The sequence below is a fragment of the Pandoraea sp. XJJ-1 genome, assembly GCF_026802345.1.
GTDB lineage: Bacteria > Pseudomonadota > Gammaproteobacteria > Burkholderiales > Burkholderiaceae > Pandoraea > Pandoraea cepalis.
Genome location: NZ_CP113827.1, coordinates 4,555,967 through 4,572,640, shown reverse-complemented (window position 1 = coordinate 4,572,640; position 16,674 = coordinate 4,555,967). Strand labels below are relative to the sequence as shown.

15 protein-coding genes are annotated in these 16,674 nt (G+C 65.6%); 6 read left to right on the top strand and 9 right to left on the bottom strand.

The genetic code is table 11. From position 1 onward, the window contains the following. Positions 1-37 precede the first annotated feature (37 nt). On the top strand, positions 38-1,312 hold the full coding sequence (locus OYT13_RS21090) for an SGNH/GDSL hydrolase family protein (protein ID WP_017231528.1): 1,275 nt from the start codon (positions 38-40) through the stop codon (positions 1,310-1,312). A gap of 18 nt (positions 1,313-1,330) precedes the next feature. On the opposite strand, the gene OYT13_RS21085 is transcribed toward OYT13_RS21090, so the two are convergent. Then, positions 1,331-1,993, bottom strand: a complete 663-nt coding sequence (locus OYT13_RS21085; RefSeq protein ID WP_150563667.1) for a 2-hydroxychromene-2-carboxylate isomerase — start codon at positions 1,991-1,993, stop codon at positions 1,331-1,333. 258 nt (positions 1,994-2,251) lie between these two features. On the opposite strand from OYT13_RS21085, the gene OYT13_RS21080 reads away from it, so the two are divergent. Together OYT13_RS21080 and OYT13_RS21075 are read left to right on the top strand one after the other, a co-directional pair. After that, positions 2,252-3,304, top strand: a complete 1,053-nt coding sequence (locus OYT13_RS21080; protein WP_017231530.1) for a YeiH family protein — start codon at positions 2,252-2,254, stop codon at positions 3,302-3,304. A 122-nt stretch (positions 3,305-3,426) separates the two neighbouring features. Continuing rightward, the gene (locus OYT13_RS21075; RefSeq protein ID WP_157211307.1) at positions 3,427-3,597 is read left to right on the top strand and encodes a hypothetical protein; all 171 of its coding nucleotides are present in this window, start codon (positions 3,427-3,429) and stop codon (positions 3,595-3,597) included. Positions 3,598-3,690: 93 nt separating this feature from the next. Here OYT13_RS21075 and OYT13_RS21070 read toward each other — a convergent pair whose 3' ends face one another. The 4 genes from OYT13_RS21070 to OYT13_RS21055 form a co-directional block, all read right to left on the bottom strand. Further along, on the bottom strand, positions 3,691-4,584 hold the full coding sequence (locus OYT13_RS21070) for a glycosyltransferase family 2 protein (protein WP_268566885.1): 894 nt from the start codon (positions 4,582-4,584) through the stop codon (positions 3,691-3,693). Further along, complete coding sequence (locus OYT13_RS21065) at positions 4,578-5,909, bottom strand: O-antigen ligase family protein (RefSeq protein WP_268566884.1); 1,332 nt, start codon at positions 5,907-5,909, stop codon at positions 4,578-4,580. The genes OYT13_RS21070 and OYT13_RS21065 overlap by 7 nt, the downstream gene beginning before the upstream one ends. A gap of 126 nt (positions 5,910-6,035) precedes the next feature. Next, positions 6,036-6,383, bottom strand: a complete 348-nt coding sequence (locus OYT13_RS21060) for a hypothetical protein (protein WP_017231533.1) — start codon at positions 6,381-6,383, stop codon at positions 6,036-6,038. Positions 6,384-6,445: 62 nt separating this feature from the next. Continuing rightward, complete coding sequence (locus OYT13_RS21055) at positions 6,446-6,658, bottom strand: hypothetical protein (RefSeq protein ID WP_017231534.1); 213 nt, start codon at positions 6,656-6,658, stop codon at positions 6,446-6,448. Positions 6,659-6,943: 285 nt separating this feature from the next. On the opposite strand from OYT13_RS21055, the gene OYT13_RS21050 reads away from it, so the two are divergent. From OYT13_RS21050 to OYT13_RS21040, 3 genes are all read left to right on the top strand, one after another. Beyond that, complete coding sequence (locus OYT13_RS21050; RefSeq protein WP_017231535.1) at positions 6,944-7,897, top strand: LysR family transcriptional regulator; 954 nt, start codon at positions 6,944-6,946, stop codon at positions 7,895-7,897. Between the two features lie 214 nt (positions 7,898-8,111). Further along, positions 8,112-8,765, top strand: a complete 654-nt coding sequence (locus tag OYT13_RS21045; RefSeq protein ID WP_150563671.1) for a DUF4286 family protein — start codon at positions 8,112-8,114, stop codon at positions 8,763-8,765. 65 nt (positions 8,766-8,830) lie between these two features. Next, positions 8,831-10,180 carry an MFS transporter gene (locus OYT13_RS21040; protein WP_268566883.1) on the top strand — a complete coding sequence of 450 codons (1,350 nt, stop codon included), beginning with the start codon at positions 8,831-8,833 and terminating at the stop codon, positions 10,178-10,180. A 67-nt stretch (positions 10,181-10,247) separates the two neighbouring features. Here OYT13_RS21040 and OYT13_RS21035 read toward each other — a convergent pair whose 3' ends face one another. The 4 genes from OYT13_RS21035 to OYT13_RS21020 form a co-directional block, all read right to left on the bottom strand. Further along, the gene (locus OYT13_RS21035) at positions 10,248-13,010 is read right to left on the bottom strand and encodes a hybrid sensor histidine kinase/response regulator (RefSeq protein ID WP_268566882.1); all 2,763 of its coding nucleotides are present in this window, start codon (positions 13,008-13,010) and stop codon (positions 10,248-10,250) included. Continuing rightward, positions 13,007-13,771: a response regulator transcription factor gene (locus tag OYT13_RS21030; protein WP_232424480.1), complete on the bottom strand. Its 765-nt coding sequence runs from the start codon at positions 13,769-13,771 to the stop codon at positions 13,007-13,009. Before OYT13_RS21030 ends, OYT13_RS21035 begins: the two co-directional genes overlap by 4 nt. A 426-nt stretch (positions 13,772-14,197) precedes the next feature. After that, complete coding sequence (locus OYT13_RS21025; RefSeq protein WP_017231540.1) at positions 14,198-15,499, bottom strand: UDP-N-acetylglucosamine 1-carboxyvinyltransferase; 1,302 nt, start codon at positions 15,497-15,499, stop codon at positions 14,198-14,200. A gap of 207 nt (positions 15,500-15,706) precedes the next feature. Beyond that, the gene (locus tag OYT13_RS21020) at positions 15,707-16,507 is read right to left on the bottom strand and encodes a GntR family transcriptional regulator (protein WP_261939762.1); all 801 of its coding nucleotides are present in this window, start codon (positions 16,505-16,507) and stop codon (positions 15,707-15,709) included. Positions 16,508-16,674 lie beyond the last annotated feature (167 nt).

Here is a 16,674-nt window from a genome sequence, read left to right as displayed (position 1 = left end):
GACGTTTCTGATTTCCCGGTCTTCCGCTGCCGACGGTATGCCTGCCCGCCTGCGCCGTGCGCGACCTGTTGTCCTGATCCGTGCACTGCTCGCTATCGTGGCGACGGCTGCGGCGACGACGGTCTTCGCGCAGAACGCGCGCGTCGGCGTGTGGGCGACGGCACCGCAAGCGGTGGCGCAACATCCAGCGGCGCCGTCGTTCAACCGAGCGCCGGCCGTGGGCGGGCGTACCGTGCGTCAGATCGTCTATCCAACACTCTCGGGCAGTGAAGTCCGCGTGCGTTTTTCGAACGCTTACGGCACGCAGCCGCTGGTGATCGAGCGGGCGAGCCTCGCTGTGGCACTACGCGGCGCGGCTGTCGATGCCGGTAGTCTGCGCGAGATGACGTTCGGCGCTCAGCCGACGGCGCGGATCGCACCGGGGGCCTCGCTCGAGAGCGACCCGTTGCCGTTCGCAGTTCGCGCCGGAACGCCACTGGCGGTCAGCCTGTTCACGCGCGAAGCCACCCCCCCGACGACTTGGCACAAGATTGCGCAGGAGACGGCGTTTCTGAGTGGCGCCGGTGACTTTGTCGATGCGGCACAGGCATCGGCTTATCCGAAGCGCTTCACGAATACACTTTGGCTGGCCGGCGTCAGCGTGGTGCCGGAGCGGCCCGCACAAGCGATCGTCGCCATCGGCGACTCGATCACGGACGGCATGCGCAGCACGCTGAATGCGAATCGGCGTTGGCCGGATGGGCTGGCGCGGCGGCTCGAGAATGCCGGACGGCGCGATATTGCCGTGCTCAATCTCGGCATCAGCGGCAATCGCCTGCTGCACGATTCGGCCTGCTACGGCGAGCGGCTCGTCGCTCGCTTCCGGCGCGACGCGTTGGAACAGCCCGGCGTGCGAACCGTCGTCGTGCAAATCGGCATCAACGATATCAATTTCGGTTACGTGCCGCCCCATGCGGGGCTCGACTGCGATGTGCCGCATGTGATCGTGACCGCACCCGAGATGATCGCGGGGTATCAATCGCTGATCGCCGCCGCGCGCTCGCGCCACGTTCGCATCCTCGGCACGACCATCCCGCCGGGCAAACTGCCGCCCGAGCGCGAGGCGGTGCGTGACGCCGTCAACCAATGGGTGCGAACGAGCGGGGCCTTTGACGGCGTCATCGATTTCGACGCCGCGCTGCGCGATCCCGCCCAGCCCACGCGCATGTTGCCGCGTCTCGATAGCGGCGACGGCACCCACCCCAGCGATGCGGGCTACGCCGCCATGGCCGACGCCGTGCCCCTGCCGCTGGTCCTCGGCGGGGCGAAGTAAGCGCAAGACAACGCGTTGTCAGCCCTCACGCCTTACGCCGATCGTGATGTGTTGCAAGCGCTCGACATCGGGCGAATGCAACCACGCCGGATGAGCGAGGCAGTGGCGGAACAGCGCAGTCGCGTCGTCTCCCCAATACAGCACCCCGTCGAACGCGAACGTCGGTACGCCAAACACGCCTGCGGCCATCGCGGCGTCAGTGTTTTCGCGCAAGGCGGCCTTGACCGCCGGAGCTTCCGTCAGGGCGACGGCTTCGTCGGCGCGCAGCCCAAGGCGTTCGCTTAGATCCTGCCAGCCCTGCGGGTCGGTGACATCGCGCCCTTCGGCCCAAATGAAACGGTAGATCGTACGCACCACGTCATGGGTCGCGCCGAGCGCTATCGCCAGGCGCAGTACACGGATCGGATGAAATGGGTGGACGGGCGGCATTCGGTACTTAATGCCGTCTTGCTCGGCGCGGAACTGCGCCATGCGGTACGTGAAGAGGCGTTTGTGCGGTGTCTCTGCCGGCCCCTGCGTTTGCAGATGCGCAAGGATCGCGCCGAGCACGATCGGCTTGAGGTCGATGTCGAGCCAGCGCGGCAGCGTGTCGAACCGCTCGAATTGCAGGTACGAGAAGGGGGATGCGAAATCGAAATACCACTGTGCGCGGCGCGCGGGGGTGTTGGCAGCTTGCGACATGGGGCTCGGTCTCCGGGGTAGGGGGTCTGATCGACGCTTCTCGGGTTTCGGAGAGTGTAGCGGCTCACGGCAGGGGTTGGCTTGCGGTGTCATGCGCCAGTGCAGGCGCAAACGCGGGGGGAACAGCGCCTTCGATTCGGGACGTGACGTGCGGCGGGGATAATTATCGCAATTTTAGATAATTCGTATCCGATATAACGATTTTTATTATTGAATAGACGTTCGTAGACTTGTAGTCATTCCAGAAGAGAGGCTGCGATGACAACAAAAACCGATACGACTCACCCCCCCACGGCCAGCCGTCCCAACGCGCTGGTACCGGATCGTCAGAATCCGTGGGCAGGTCTGATTCTCTCGACCGTCATCGCATTTGTCGCGCTGTTGCTGGGGCGTCAGATGCCGTTGGTCGGCGGCCCCGTGTTCGGCATTTTGCTGGGCATCGTCGTTCGTAACGTGTTCTCGCCCGGTGCACGCTATGAAGCGGGTATCCGGTTCGCCTCGAAGTATGTGCTTCAGTGGTCGATCATCGCCCTCGGCTTCGGCCTGAGCCTGTCGCAGGTCGCCCATACGGGACTGGAGTCCCTGGCAGTCACGGCCGTGACGGTCACCGCCGCCGGTCTGTCGGCCTGGGCGCTGGGCCGCGCACTGGGCGTGGGCGGCAAGCTCAAGCTGCTCATCGGCATCGGCACGGCGATCTGCGGCGGATCGGCCATCGCGGCCGTCACCCCCATCATCAAGCCGGACGACCACGAAACGGCGTTCGCGATCTCGACGATCTTCCTGTTCAATATTGCGGCCGTGGTGCTGTTCCCGATGCTCGGTCACCTGTTGCATCTGTCCGATCTGGGATTTGGTATGTGGGCGGGTACGGCGATCAACGATACCTCGTCGGTGGTCGCTGCCGGTTACAGCTACAGCAAGACCGCAGGCGACTACGCGACCATCGTCAAGCTCACGCGTGCCACGCTGATCATCCCTATCTGTCTGGCGCTGGCAGCGATTGTGGCGTACCGCGCCAAGCGTGCCGGGGCCGCCAACTTCAGCCTCGCCCGCATCTTCCCGTGGTTCATTCTCGGCTTCCTGGTCGCATCGGGGGCGCGCACGGCAGGGTTTGTGCCGGCTGAACTGCAACCCTGGATTCACGATGCGGCCGAATTCCTGATCATTGTCGCCCTCACGGCCATTGGCCTGTCATCGAACCTGCGTCGCATGGCATCGACCGGCCTGCGTCCTATCCTGCTGGGGCTGGGCGTATGGGCCGCCGTGTCGGTGAGCAGTCTGGCGGTGCAGCTGGCCATGGGGCAGCTCTGACGCGCCGGCAGACGGACGTCATGCTCAAGTAGGGCGGATCCGGCGGTCGAGCCGGGTTACGTCGCCTAGAATGGAATCACGGACGGCCGCGGGTCGTCCGTGATGCCTTTCGGGAGGCCGTCATGACAACGTCTTTTGGTGAGATGTGGTACACGATCGGTGCCCTGGCCGTGATCGTGCTGCTGGCCGGGATGGTGTGGGAGTTGGGGCTGTGGTGGACACGTCACCCCAATCATCGCGCGGTGCAGCGAGTCGAGCACGCGTGGGCGAGAATTCGTCACCCTCGGCATTGATGGTCGGACATTCGGTGTTTCGGACCATTCGCGCTGGATTCACGCCCGTCGGCTGACGTGCGTCGGCCGACGGGCGGGCGTTGGCTGCGCCGCTCAGTCCAGCTTCAAATGCTGCGGCACGTTGGGGTCCCAGCGTTCGAGATCTTCGAGCGGATAAGGCTTGCTGCCATGCAGCGCGCGCTTGATGCGGCTCTTGCCGCTGGGGCGGGGGACGTTAGGCAGCGCGGCACCGGCCGGCGTACCGGCCAGATCGAGGTAGTCGCGCTTGAACTCGGCCTGCGTCATCCCCCACTTCATCAAGAACTCGCGACTGCCGCGATTCTTCACCACACGTCCGGTCGAGCGGCAGCCGAAGTGATACACGACGCTTTTGCCCACGATACGGAAGGTGCGGCAGCCGAGGAGCCACAACTTCATCAGAAAGTCGTCGTCGCTGCTCATGCCCGGCCCGAATTCGATGCTGTAGCCGCCGACCAGATGCCATAGCCCGCGGCTCACCAGCGTGGGCTGCGTGGGCACGCCGTTCACGTCGCCGCGGTTCAGCGAGGCGGCGAAGGCCAGCAGGGCGGTTTCGTCAAACGACTGCGGGGTCGTGCCGAAGTCGTGCGATACCACTTGTTTGCTGACGCCGGCGTTCGGTTCGATCATCACCGACGAGAGGTAATAGATCGGCGTGTCGAGCGTACGGGCGGCGTCGATGAGCGCGGTGTCCCAGCCGGGGGTGACGAACATGTCGTCGTTCAGGAAGAGCAACTGATCGTGCGATGCCAGTGGCGCAAGCTGATTCAGCGCGAGGCAGACCCCCACGTTGCCGACGCTGTGCGTGTGACGCAAGCCCTGTTCGCGCACCCACGCCAGCGTGCCGTCGCTCCCATCGTTGACGTGCACGAGGATTTCATGCGCCTCGCCGGAATGACGGCGAACGCTATCGATGCAAAGCTTGAGGAACGGCAGGTTGTTCCAGGTCGGGATCAGGATGCTTAGCATGGGGGAGGGCGTGAATGCCGGGCGACTGAGGCCTTGTCGTTGGCCGTGTCGACCGAAGGGTCGACAGGATAGGCGAAGGCTGCGAACAACGCCAACATCGTCGAGTAGAAACCGACGGTGACCTTCAGATTGAACGTCTCGACGGTCAAGCCGAAGATGGCAAAGGCAACGGCGGTCATCAGTCCCATGAGGGCGGCTCGCTGCTCGGCATGACCTTCGCGAACTCGTGCGGCGCGACTGAAGAAATAGGCAGGGCCAAGGTAGACCCCAAGAATGCACAACACACCCAGCAAGCCGTAGTCAACGGCGTAAGCCAGGATCTGATTGTGAACCTCGCCCTTGCCGTAGTCGGCCGCCAGCGGTGTCAACGTACCCGCCGCTGCCATCGCGGGCATGGCGTCTCGATAACCATGCGCGCCTAATCCCAGCACCGGTCGCTCCTCAATGAGCTTGCCCGCCGCTTTCCATAACTCAAGCCGGATGCCGACGGACGTATCGGGTTTGCCGGCCGCCAGACTGATCAGGTCCGTCCGGACCTCTTCAAACCGATCGCGAACCATTTGCGACGCGAAGGTGCTCGCCAGCAATAGGGCGACGACGAGCGCGATCCCACGTCGACGTGACAGGCTGGACGGATGCCTATGCCATAGTGTCCAGACGGCCAGCAAACAAGGCAACGCAATCCATCCTCCTCGGGATTGGCTGGCCCAGGATGCGTATCCGCCCGCGGCGGCACCGAGCACCTTGAGGGCGACGATCCACGGCCTGTCATGCGATAGCCAATGAATCGAGACCAACGAGAGACTGCCAAGCAGCAACGCGATGTCGCCGAAATGAATCGGGTTCAGAAATGAGCTCTCGGCGCGTGCGGCGAGGAGGTCGGTCGTCGAGTACAACGCGAGGATGGCCGCCGCAATGGCCCCAACGCCGAAGGTCAGATCAATCCACTTCGGCATGACGTCGACAATTCGGCGTAGTCCGAAAAAAACGATGACTGCGAGGAGAAAGCGCACGGGAGAGTCGAGCGTATTGGCGACAATCTTGCCGTGGAGCGTTTCGACGATCAGGACGGCGAAGAACGGCAGGCACAGCGAGAGGACGAACACGCGAACCGGGCGGTTCGCCTTGATAAGCGAGCAAACTTCCCCTCGCTGACGATCCGTCATGAGGATGACGGCGCCCAGTGCCACGGTCAGGAACATGATCGTGTTCCCGCCACGCTGAATCGCGAGCGCTGCGGCGGGGAAAAGCACAATCAGCGTGCCGAAAATCTTCGCATAAAGATGCCGGTTCGCGAGAGGCACCGGCGCTACGGACTTGCTCATGGGATAACTGGCGGACTTCGGGAATTTGCTTTGCACGAAGTATGCCAGAAATGCTCGGCCTGCCCCATTTTCGTCGACGGTGCCGAGCCTCCCGGGCGCAAATGGGAGGTGACGGAAACACGAGCACTACAAATTCATCGCCCCCAGCACGCCGCACAGATGCAGCGCCACGTGAGTCCAGGCGGCTTCATCGTACGACTGGCCTTCGCGGGCCAGCCGCTGTGCCTCGTGAAAGGCGCGCCAGAGGGCGGCGGCGCTCGACGGGGTGCCGCCGGCCAACTGATATTGGCGTTGCAGGGCCTCCGCCAGCCATGGCTGCTCATGGGCACAGGCCTCGGCGTACGCCTCGACCGCGACACGGGCATAAGGGTCGCCTGCGGGATCCAGCACGACCGGCTGGCGGGGGGCCGAGCGCGGGATAGCGGACAGGATGTGGCGCTCGACGGTGCTGTGGCGGGTGGCGTGATGTTTCATCAATGAAGATCTCGTCTCGTTGACCGCGCCAAGGCCGCTGGCGCGGAATCGCTTGCGCGGACTCAGTCGCTTTCCATCTCTCGGATGAACAGCATGGCGGCATGCTTGGCCTGATCGATGCTGGTGAAGGTCCGGCCGTCCATGGGCCAAACGTCGACCAGCACCGCATAATTGCCGGGCTGATCGGCCTGCATGATGCGTATGTAATGCTGCCGGAACACGCAGCGAGCAAGTTCCACGGTCGGATGCGGTCGGTGGAAATGGGCGATGGCCATGACAGTCTCCAGAAATTCGGCCCTCCGGCCTCGACGGGCCGTTGCAAGACATGCAGCAAATCTCGTGCCAAGCCTCTCGAGACGATTAAGTGCATGATTTGTAAGGGACGCGGTGCCGCTTGCCACCGACGCCCAACGTAAAACGTTACGGAAACGAAACACGGCGGGAACGCTCGGCCGTAACAACCTTTCCCGGATGTCGCATGCCAGGCCATTTCGGGTGCCGGTTTTCTGTTCCCGCTAGAATCAGGGACTCCCGGCACTCACGACCGCCCATCACACCGCATGAACCTGCGATTTCTCGAAACCTTCGTCTGGCTCGCCAAGCTGCGTAATTTCCGTCTGACGGCTGCACGTCTGCACACCACGCAGGCGGGTGTGTCGAGCCGGATCGCGTCGCTGGAGCAGAGCTTCGGGGTGCGTCTGTTCGACCGCAGCGCCCGGGAGGTCACGCTCACGGCGGCCGGGCAGAAGGCGCTGGCGTATGCGGAGCGCATCGTCATGCTCGGGCAGGAGATGAAACGCGAGTTGACCGATCCCGACATGCCGCCGGGGGTGCTCAAGATCGGTGTGGTCGAGTCGATCGTCCATAGCTGGTTTCCGGATCTGGCCGCGCGAATTCGCCATGAATACCCGCAACTCGAGATCGAAGTCACCAGCGAGACGACCATTCGTCTTTGCAAGCAACTCGAAGCCGGTACGCTCGACCTCGCGTTGCAAACCGACGTTCTGCACGGTGCCGGTATCGAGAATTTGCCGTTGGCCGAATTTCCGATGCGCTGGGTGGCGAGCCCGAAGCTCAATCTCGAAGGCGAAACGCTCGATGTGGCCGATCTGGCGGCGTACCCGCTGGTGAGCTTTTCGCGCAACTCCGGCCCGCACAAGACCCTTGAACGCATGTTCTCGGTGGCGGCCGAGCGGCCCGTGCGCGTGAACTGCATGACCTCGGTCGCGGCCATCATCCGGCTGGTCGTGGACGGCTTCGGCGTGGCGATGCTGCCGCCAGCCATCATTCAGCGCGAACTGGGCGAGCACAGCCTGCATTTGCTGCGCGTGAACGCCCATTTCCCCAATCTCTCGTTCGTCGGGTCGTTCCGCCAGGGCGCACTGCTCGCCGAAAACGTGGCGCGCCTCGCGCAACGCACGGCCAGCGAGTTTGCCCTGAACATGGGGCCGGATATCGCCATCCCGCCCGCTGCCGCCATGACCGCCCCGGCCTGGGGCGCCATCGAATCCTGAGCCTTGCGCGCTTGGCGCTGACCGTCGCGATGCCGGGTGCGCACCTGCCCCGCGCAACCGGCGTCCGACATCAGTCATAAGAATTTGCTGTCGCGGCGAATTTGATTTCTTGTTGGACGCGTTTTCCCCCGTTTTGCACACTCGGCGAGACGGTCGACCCGCTTGTATGGCGTGTTGGCCGGCCTCCCGATTGTTGAAACCGATGGAATGCCTCATGACTGCGACTGCTCCCCGCGCCCAACTCTGCATCTGGACGAATATCGATCCGGCGTTCGACGCTGACTTCAACCGCTGGTACGACCGCGAACACATGCAGGAGCGTGTGGCCATCCCGGGCTTCCAGTTCGCTCGTCGCTTCAAGGCCCTGCACGACTGCGCGCGTCCCTACCTGGCGCTCTATTGCACGCAACACGCCGCCGTCTTCACCAGCGACCCTTACGCCCAAGCTTTCCAGCATCAGACCGAATGGTCGCTGCGCAACTTCGCGCGCATGCAGGGCACGCAGCGCCGTGTCGGCACGCTCGACGTCGAGGCGGGCGAAGGCCAGGGGGGCATGCTGGCCATGTTCGTGCTGAGCGAGGCGGTCGTCGCCCAGGCACATGCGCGGCTGGGCGCGCAGCTCGCCGAGCTCGCTCAGGGCGACGGTATTGTCCGCGCCACGCTGCAGGTCACCGTGCCGAGGCTGTCCGTCTCGCTCACCGCCAAGGACGCGCCGCTGCCACCTGCCGATGCCGTCGTAATGATCGAAGGCACGGACCAGGACGCGGTGCGCACCGCCGCGCAAACGCTCGCCGCCGCCTACGGGGTCCCGGCCGGTGAAGTCACCCGCTTTGCCATGTTGTGGCGTCTCGGCGCCAACGACGACTGACGTCCCGCCATCCTCTCGCGAGATCCGGCCGTCCGGTGGGTCCCGCAGACACTCTGGAGCCATCCATGACAACGTATTCCGATACCCGCGACGCTCGGCAAACCGACGCCGTCACCGCCTCCACCGCTGCCGCCACCGGCCATGCGAGCCCGAAAAAAGGGCGGCTCGCGACCGCCAGCATGGTAGGTACCACGCTCGAGTGGTACGACTTCACCGTCTACAACACGCTGGCGGCGCTGGTGTTCAACCATTTGTTCTTCCCGTCGGTCGACCCGCTGGTCGGCACCATTCTCGCCCTGTCGACCTATGCCGTGGGCTACGTGTCGAGGCCGCTTGGCGGCTTCGTGTTCGGCAACCTCGGCGACAAGGTCGGACGGCGCGCGGTGCTGGTGCTCACACTCGTGGTGATGGGCCTGACGACCGGCCTGATGGGCGTGCTGCCCACGTACGCGTCGATCGGTATCTGGAGTCCCGTGTTGCTCGTGGCGCTGCGCTTCGTGCAAGGCGTCGCGCTCGGCGGCGAGTGGGCGGGTGCGGTGTTGCTGTCGGTCGAGCATGGCGATCAGCGCAAGCGCGGCTTGAATGCGTCCTGGACGCAAGTCGGCCCATCGTTCGGCACGCTGATCGCGACGGGCCTCATCGCGCTCATCACGCTGTCGATTTCACCCGACGACTTCCTCGCGTGGGGTTGGCGCCTGCCGTTCCTGCTGAGCCTCGTGCTGGTCGGCTTCGGTCTGTGGGTGCGTCGCGGTGTGGAGGAAACGCCGATGTTCGAAGCGATGCAGCAGTCGGCGCGTCAGGCGGACATGCCGATTGCCGAAGTCTTCCGTTCGCACTGGCGTAACCTGCTGGTGGCCGGCGGCTCGCGCATCGGCTCGGACGTCCTCTACGCGATGCTGGTCGTCTTCACGCTGACGTATGTCACGGGAACGCTGCACCTCTCGCGTCCGCTCGCGCTCACGGCCGTGCTGGCCGGCACGGCGTGCAACGCGCTGACGGTGCCCCTGTTCGGCGCACTGTCCGATAAGCTGGGTCGCCGCCCGGTGTATGGCTTCGGTGTGCTGTGCGCGGTGATCTGGGCATACGGCTTCTTCGTGCTGCTCAATACGTCCCACCCGGCACTGATCGTGCTGGCGGTGGTGATCGGATTGGTGATTCACGCGATCATGTACGGGCCGCAGGCGGCCTTCGTCACCGAGCAATTCCCGACGCGGGTGCGCTACGCCGGTTCGTCACTGGCCTATACGCTCGCGGGGATTCTCGGGGGCGGCTTCGCACCGCTCATCATCGTGACGCTGTACAAGACATACGGCACGACGATTTCGGTGTCGCTGTACGTCACGCTGGCGCTCGCCGCCACGGCCGTCGCGCTCCTGGCCGCGCGCGAGACGGCACACCAGCCGCTCAAAGACTAAGGGGACCGGCTTCCCGAGTCAGGCTCACGGCACGCCCTCGGGCGTGCCGTTTTCGTTTGGCGGGCGCCTAGTGGAACGTCGATGCCGCAGGGGCCTGGCACAGCGCGGTCAGTCCGGCCAGATCGCCACGCTGCGCGAGTTGATGGACCTGCCGCGCAAAGCCATCGAGTGTCGGTACGTGATCGCTCAGTTCGCGTGCCCATTCCATCAGGTCGGTCATGGCGCCCATCGCAATCAACTGCCGGGCCTGATGCAGATGCTCGCCTGACGGACGCGCCCAGGACGTATCGCGCATCGGGCTCGCCTCGTCCCGGTCCGCGCCGCCTTCGTGCGCATCGGTACGCGCGAGACCGAGCAGGCGCGCGAGCGCGTTGCGCAGGTCGGCGAGTTCGATGGGCTTGAGCAGGCACGCGTCGTAACCGCTGCCCTCGACCATCTGCGGCGAGGCGGAAACGGCCAGCACGGGCACGTCGGGCCAGCGGCGGCGCGTGGCATGCGCCACGGCCAGCCCGTCGGCGTTGGGCATCATGTGATCGGTGAGCACGAGGTCCGGCGCCGTCTGATGCGCATTGCCCAGCGCGGCGATGAGCGCCACGCCATCGCCGAACGTGCGCACCGTGAAGCCCAGGCTCGCGAGTTCGTCATGCAGGAATTGCCGGATCTCCGGTGAATCTTCGGCGAGCCAGACGTGGCGCCCATGACCGTCGATCGGGGGCAGCGTATGGGGCGCGCCGGTGGGCCATGGCGGCACGAGATCGGCCTCGCGCGCCACGCGCAACGGCAACGTAAACGCCACACGCGTACCGACATCGGGCGTGCTGTCGACGGTGATCGTGCCACCCATGCGTTCCACCCATTGGCGCACGATGGCAAGCCCGAGGCCCACGCCGGGCAGGCGTCGCGCCCGGTCGAGTCTCGCGAACGGTTCGAAGACGCGCGGCAGGTCGTGCTTGGCGATGCCACAGCCAGAATCCTCGACGCCGAAACAGACCTGCATGAGATCGGCGCGCGTCGCGTCCGGCGTTGCTGAAAGCGAGAGGGTGATCGTTCCGTTGGCGGTGTACTTCGCCGCGTTGTCCAACAGATTTCCGAGCACCTGACGCACGCGCTTGGCGTCGAACGCGAGCAGCGGCGGCAGCGGCGCACGCACGTCGAGCAGGAAGGCGTTACCGTGCTTGCTGGCGAGACTCATGCCCTCGTGCGCCACGCCGTCGACGAACGCATGGGTGTAGACCGGCGCGACATGCAGCGGGTCGGCCGCGCCGCCGCTCGCGTATTCGATCAGGTCGTTGATCATGGCAAGCATGTGATGCGCGCTGCGGCGGATGATGCGTCCGCGGTCGGCGTCTTCGCGCCCGCCCGACTGCACCAGGTCGGCAAAGCCGATGATGGACGTAAGCGGCGTGCGCAGATCGTGACTGATGCGTGCAAGGAAGTCGCTCTTGGCGCTGTTGGCTTCGTCCGCGGCGATCAGGGCGGCCTGCAACTCGCGCGTGCGTGCGTCGACGGCGTTGGCGAGCCGCGCCTGCTCTTCGCGACGCGTCTGCAACACTTCGCGCTGCGCTGCGCGCTGTTCGCGCACGAGTTCGCGCGAACGTCCCGCCACGAGCATGGTGAGCATGAGCAGCACGGAGATGTTCGTGCTCCACGCCATCGCGGTATTGGCCAGCCAGTCTTCCGGCAGCAGGCCGTTGATGATCGCCAGCCGCCAGAACAGCACGAGGCAACCCGGCGAGAACGACAGCAGGCACAGCCGCGCGTTGGCGAAGCCGCGTCGCCAACCGTCTGCCAGCGACGCGACCCAGATGACGTTGAAGACCATGAGCAGTTGCAGGTGCGTGAACGCCGCCGCCCGATGATCGCCAAGTGCGACCCAGACGGCCATGACGGCCATGAGCCCGATCATGACGCGATACGTCCAGCGCCAGAGCCGCACGCGGTTCAGTCCGGCGAAGATGGTCACCATGGCGCTGAAGCACGCCACGGTCAGCGTCGAGAAGAAACTCGGCGCCCGCACGACGCATTCACCCCCTTGCGGCAGGAGATAGCGATACAGGAAGCCCTGAAACGCCATGTCCTGCGCGACCTGCGTCATCGTCGTGAGCGCGAGCAGCACGAACACGGGATCGCGTCGCGCAATGCCGAGCACGAGGGCGTACATCGCGACGGAAAGCATGGACCCCACCAGCAGCATGGCGATCATCGCATTGCGCGATTCGGCCAAGCGAAAGTCGTCCGGCCGCCAGAGCTGCGGCACCATGCTCACCGACGATCGCGATTCGACGCGCACAAGGAATGTCAGATGCTCGCCCGGCGCAAGCGTGATGGGGAAGACGGAGGTCTCCGACGCGATCGGGTGCCGGTCGAGCGGGACGGTGTGACCGGCCCGCCACCGGATCTCCGGCTCACGGCTGCCGACCGGCATCGCGTAATAGCGCACGTCTTCGAGCCGCACGATGCCGACGCTCAACCAACGCGTGAGCGGTGCCGTGCCGCGATTCTCGACACTGCCCGTCAGCCAGAACGCCGAGCGGCTGTAGCCCGGATTGAGCATGCGCGGAACGACCTGTCGCCAACCGGGCGCGGCCAGTGCCTGCGCGGCGTCGAGGCGACCGGACGGGTCTTCCAGCAAGCGCAATTGGGTGTCGAGCGCCAGCGGCGACGCCGCGTGCGCGAGATCGATGGGCGCGCTCGACGCAGGCGAGGGCGGTGCGGCCATGCTGGCACTGGCGCGCAGTACCAGAGCGACGAGGATAGCCGTCAGGGCCAGCCAGACGACGACTGTCCGGCGCAGCCCATGCGTCGGCAGGCGCAAGGACAAGACGTTCATGGGGCGGGCGGTGCCCCCGCGGTCTCGGACAGGTGTGGGACTTGCGCGGCCTGCTCGCGAAAGCCGCTTGGCGGCATGCCGAAGCGCTCGCGAAACGCGGTCGCGAAATTGGCGGCGCTCGCGAATCCGACGGCGGCGGCGATGTCCTGCACGTCGAGCGACGTCTCCGACAGCAAGCGGCGCGCTTCCTTCATGCGCTCCTCGCGCAGAAAGTCGAACACGGTCACGCCGACGCACCGTCGAAACGCCAGGTTGAGCCGGCGCGTGTTGGTGCCCACCGCGCTGGCGAGGCCGGCGAGTTCGGGCGTGGCGTCGAGACGGTCGAGCAGCAACGCGCGCGTGGCGCGAAACAACACGGCGTCGAGCGTATGCGCTTGCACGGGCAGCGGCGCGAGCTTGCTGCCGTCGCCGGCCGCGCTCGGCACTGGAACGGGCGTCGTTGCCTTCAGGTGGATCGACAGACGCAGGCGCACCTCTTCGAAATCGTAAGGCTTGGTGATGTAATCCACCGCGCCGGCCGTCAGTCCCGCCACACGTTCGCCGGGCAGGGCGGCCGCAGTCAGGAAGATCAGCGGAATGTGCCGGGTGCCGGGGTCGGCTTTGAGCAGGCGGCAGGCGCCAAGCCCGTCGCACACGGGCATGCGGATATCCATGAGAATCAGGTCGGGCTGCACGGTGCGGGCCTTGGTGTAGCCGTCGCGTCCGTCGTGCGCGATGTAGACGCGACAACCCTGCTGGCTGAGGAAGTCCATCAGCAGCATGCGGTCTTCCTGGTTGTCGTCGACGATGAGCACGCGCGCGCCCGACAACTGACGGGCATGCGGTGTGGCCGGCCATGCGTCGGCCGAAGGAAGGGCGACATGCGTGGCAAGCGGCTGTGGGGGCAGGGGGCGATCGCTCATGATGGCCGCCATTCTTTCACATTCGTCGATCGCGCTGCGCCGGGGTGGCGTGCGTGTCGGCGGGGGGTAAATAAATTTCCGTCGGGCAAACGTCATGTGCCGTCGGGCAAAGGTGCGATGATCGCCTGCGCGAGCGGCTCAGGTAAGGTCATTCGTCGGGTTCGTCGGGGCGAAGACCGGTGTGGGGCGATCGGGGGGTCGTCTACCGCCGGCGTGTCCCGTAGGGCGAGCCCGGCCCCCCCGGGGGGGCCGGCAAACGACACGAGCGCACACCCAAGGGCGGGCTTACTCCTGCGGCGTCCAGACGACGTTCGCGCCCACCGAGCACAGGTTCTCGACGAAGCGCGGATGCGCGCGCCGGATCGGATCGGCGTTCTTGATCGTCGATTGCCCGTCGATGCTGGCCGCCACCATCAGCAGCGCGATCGCCACGCGGATGATGTACGGACTCTCCACGACGGCGGGCGAGAGCGGCACGCCACCGAACGTGATCAGGCGGTGCGGATCGGACTGGAACACATGGGCGCCGAACTTCGACAACTCGGTCGACCAGCCCATCGCCCCGTCATAGACCTTGTTCCAGAACATGGCGCTGCCTTCGGCCTTCACCCCCAGCGCGATAAAGATCGGCAGCAGGTCGACCGGGAAATACGGCCAAGGCGCAGCTTCGACTTTCGTGAGGATGTTCTGCGTGAACGGCGCTTGCACCTTGAGCTTGCCCTGCGCGGTGGCTGTCGACCAGCCGTCGCGATGCTCGACTTTCACCCCGAACTTCGCGAAGGTGCGGTCGATGAGCGGGAACTGGTCCGGCGCCGTGTTCTTGACCGTGATTTCGCCGCCGGTGATGGCGCCGAGCGCCAGAAACGTCGTGATTTCATGAAAGTCTTCGGCGAAGCGGAATTCGCCGCCGCCGAAGCGCTCCACGCCTTCGATCGCGAGCTGCGACGTGCCGACGCCCTCAATGGGCACGCCCAGCATCTGCATGAAGCGGCAGAACTCCTGCACGTGCGGTTCCGACGCCGCGTTATTCAATTGCGAGCGGCCCCTGGCCGTTGCCGCGCACAGCACGAAGTTCTCCGTGGTGGTCACCGACGCGTAATCGAGCCAGTGATGGATCGCGGGGCGCGCCTCGTCCGCATGGATGAGCAGCGAGCCTTCGGTGCGCTCGACACGTCCGCCGAAATGCCGCAGCACTTCGATGTGCGGATCAATCTCGCGTACACCGAGCGTGCAGCCCTTGATGTTGTCTTCGATGCGCGCGACGCCAAAACGCGCGAGCAGCGGCGGCACGAGCATGATCGACGAGCGCATCTCTTCCGGCAGATGGTCCGTGCGCGGATCGAAGCGGGTATCGCGATGGTGGATGTCGAGCGTGCCGGCGCCGAAATCGACGTTCACCTCGCTGCCGAGCTGACGGAAGATGTCGAGGATCTTGCGAACGTCGGTGATCTCGGGCACGCCGATGAGGCGCACCGGCTGATCGGTAAGCAGCGTGGCGCACAGCACCGGGAGAACGGCGTTCTTGTTGGCGGAGGGGGTGATGCGGCCGCGTAGCGGCTGGCCGCCGTGGACTACCAGATGGGACATGGGCTTCCTTCGGGCTTCGTGCTTGAGTGTGTCAGGCGGGGGCGAAAGTAGCGTGCGGGCGCAGGCCCGTCGCGAACAGGCGCAATATACCCCCGATTCAGGGGAGTGTGCCAGGCGACCCCCATGCCCGTGGCGGGATTGCCGCGCCGCTTGACGGGCGACGGCTCGACGTGTCGTGGGGGGCGCCATCGCGGCGCCGGGGAAAGCCTATGCCCCCGTGCCCGCGAACGCCTCGGCAAAAATGGCGCGGAAGTCAGGCGTCTCCGCGGCGGCGGCGCGGGTGAGCACGCGTGCTTCGAGTTCGTCGAGGTGCGCCGTGGCGATCGCAATCGCCGCCTGCGTCTTGCCGTCACGCAACTGGCCGACGAGTTGGGCGTGCTCCGTGGGCGCGCAATGCATGAATTCCGCCGGATCGTACAGCGCCTTGTAAAGCTCCGTCTTGGCCACGAGCTGGCGCGCAAACGTATCGAGTTCGACACTCTGCGCCATGCCGATCAAGGTCAGATGAAACTCGCCCGCCAGGCGAATCGAGCGCTCGTGCGTGCCCTGCGCATGCGAACGGGCTTCCAACGCGACGTGCGCGTCGAGCGCCGCGAGCTGCGACGCACTCAATTGCCCGCAAAGGCTCGCAATCACACCGCTCTCCAGCACGCGGCGGGCGCGGTAGGTCTGCCGGATGGCGTCGAGCGACGGTTGCGGGACGAACGCGCCCCGGTTGGGTTCGAGCACCAGCTTGCCTTCGAAGCCGAGCCGGGCGAGCACCTTGCGCACGGCGCCGCGGGTGCAATCGAGCGCCTGCGCCAGGTTGCGCTCGCGCAGCGGCATGCCCGGCCGCAGCTTGCCGGAGAGCAGCGCCTGCGAAATGGCCGTGTAGACGCGCGCCTCGATCTGCTGTCCCGCGCTGCCCGACGTGCCGTCGTCGCCGGCCGCCAGGCCCGTGGCGGTCTCGGTCGCGGCTTTGGGGCGTGACGCGTCGCGCGGCGACGCCGGTGCTGCAGTGCGGCTCAAGCCTCATCTCCTGAATAGACGCGGTTCGCGTGGGTGTGGGGCGCATTGTACCCGGCCCCCTTCGCCTGTCGGCGCTGCCTCCCGGAAAACCCTCGGTTTCGGCTGTGCCGCGATGGCAACCTTGCATTTCGGCAAATCGTTGCCGATAATGGTCAACAAAAATGGTT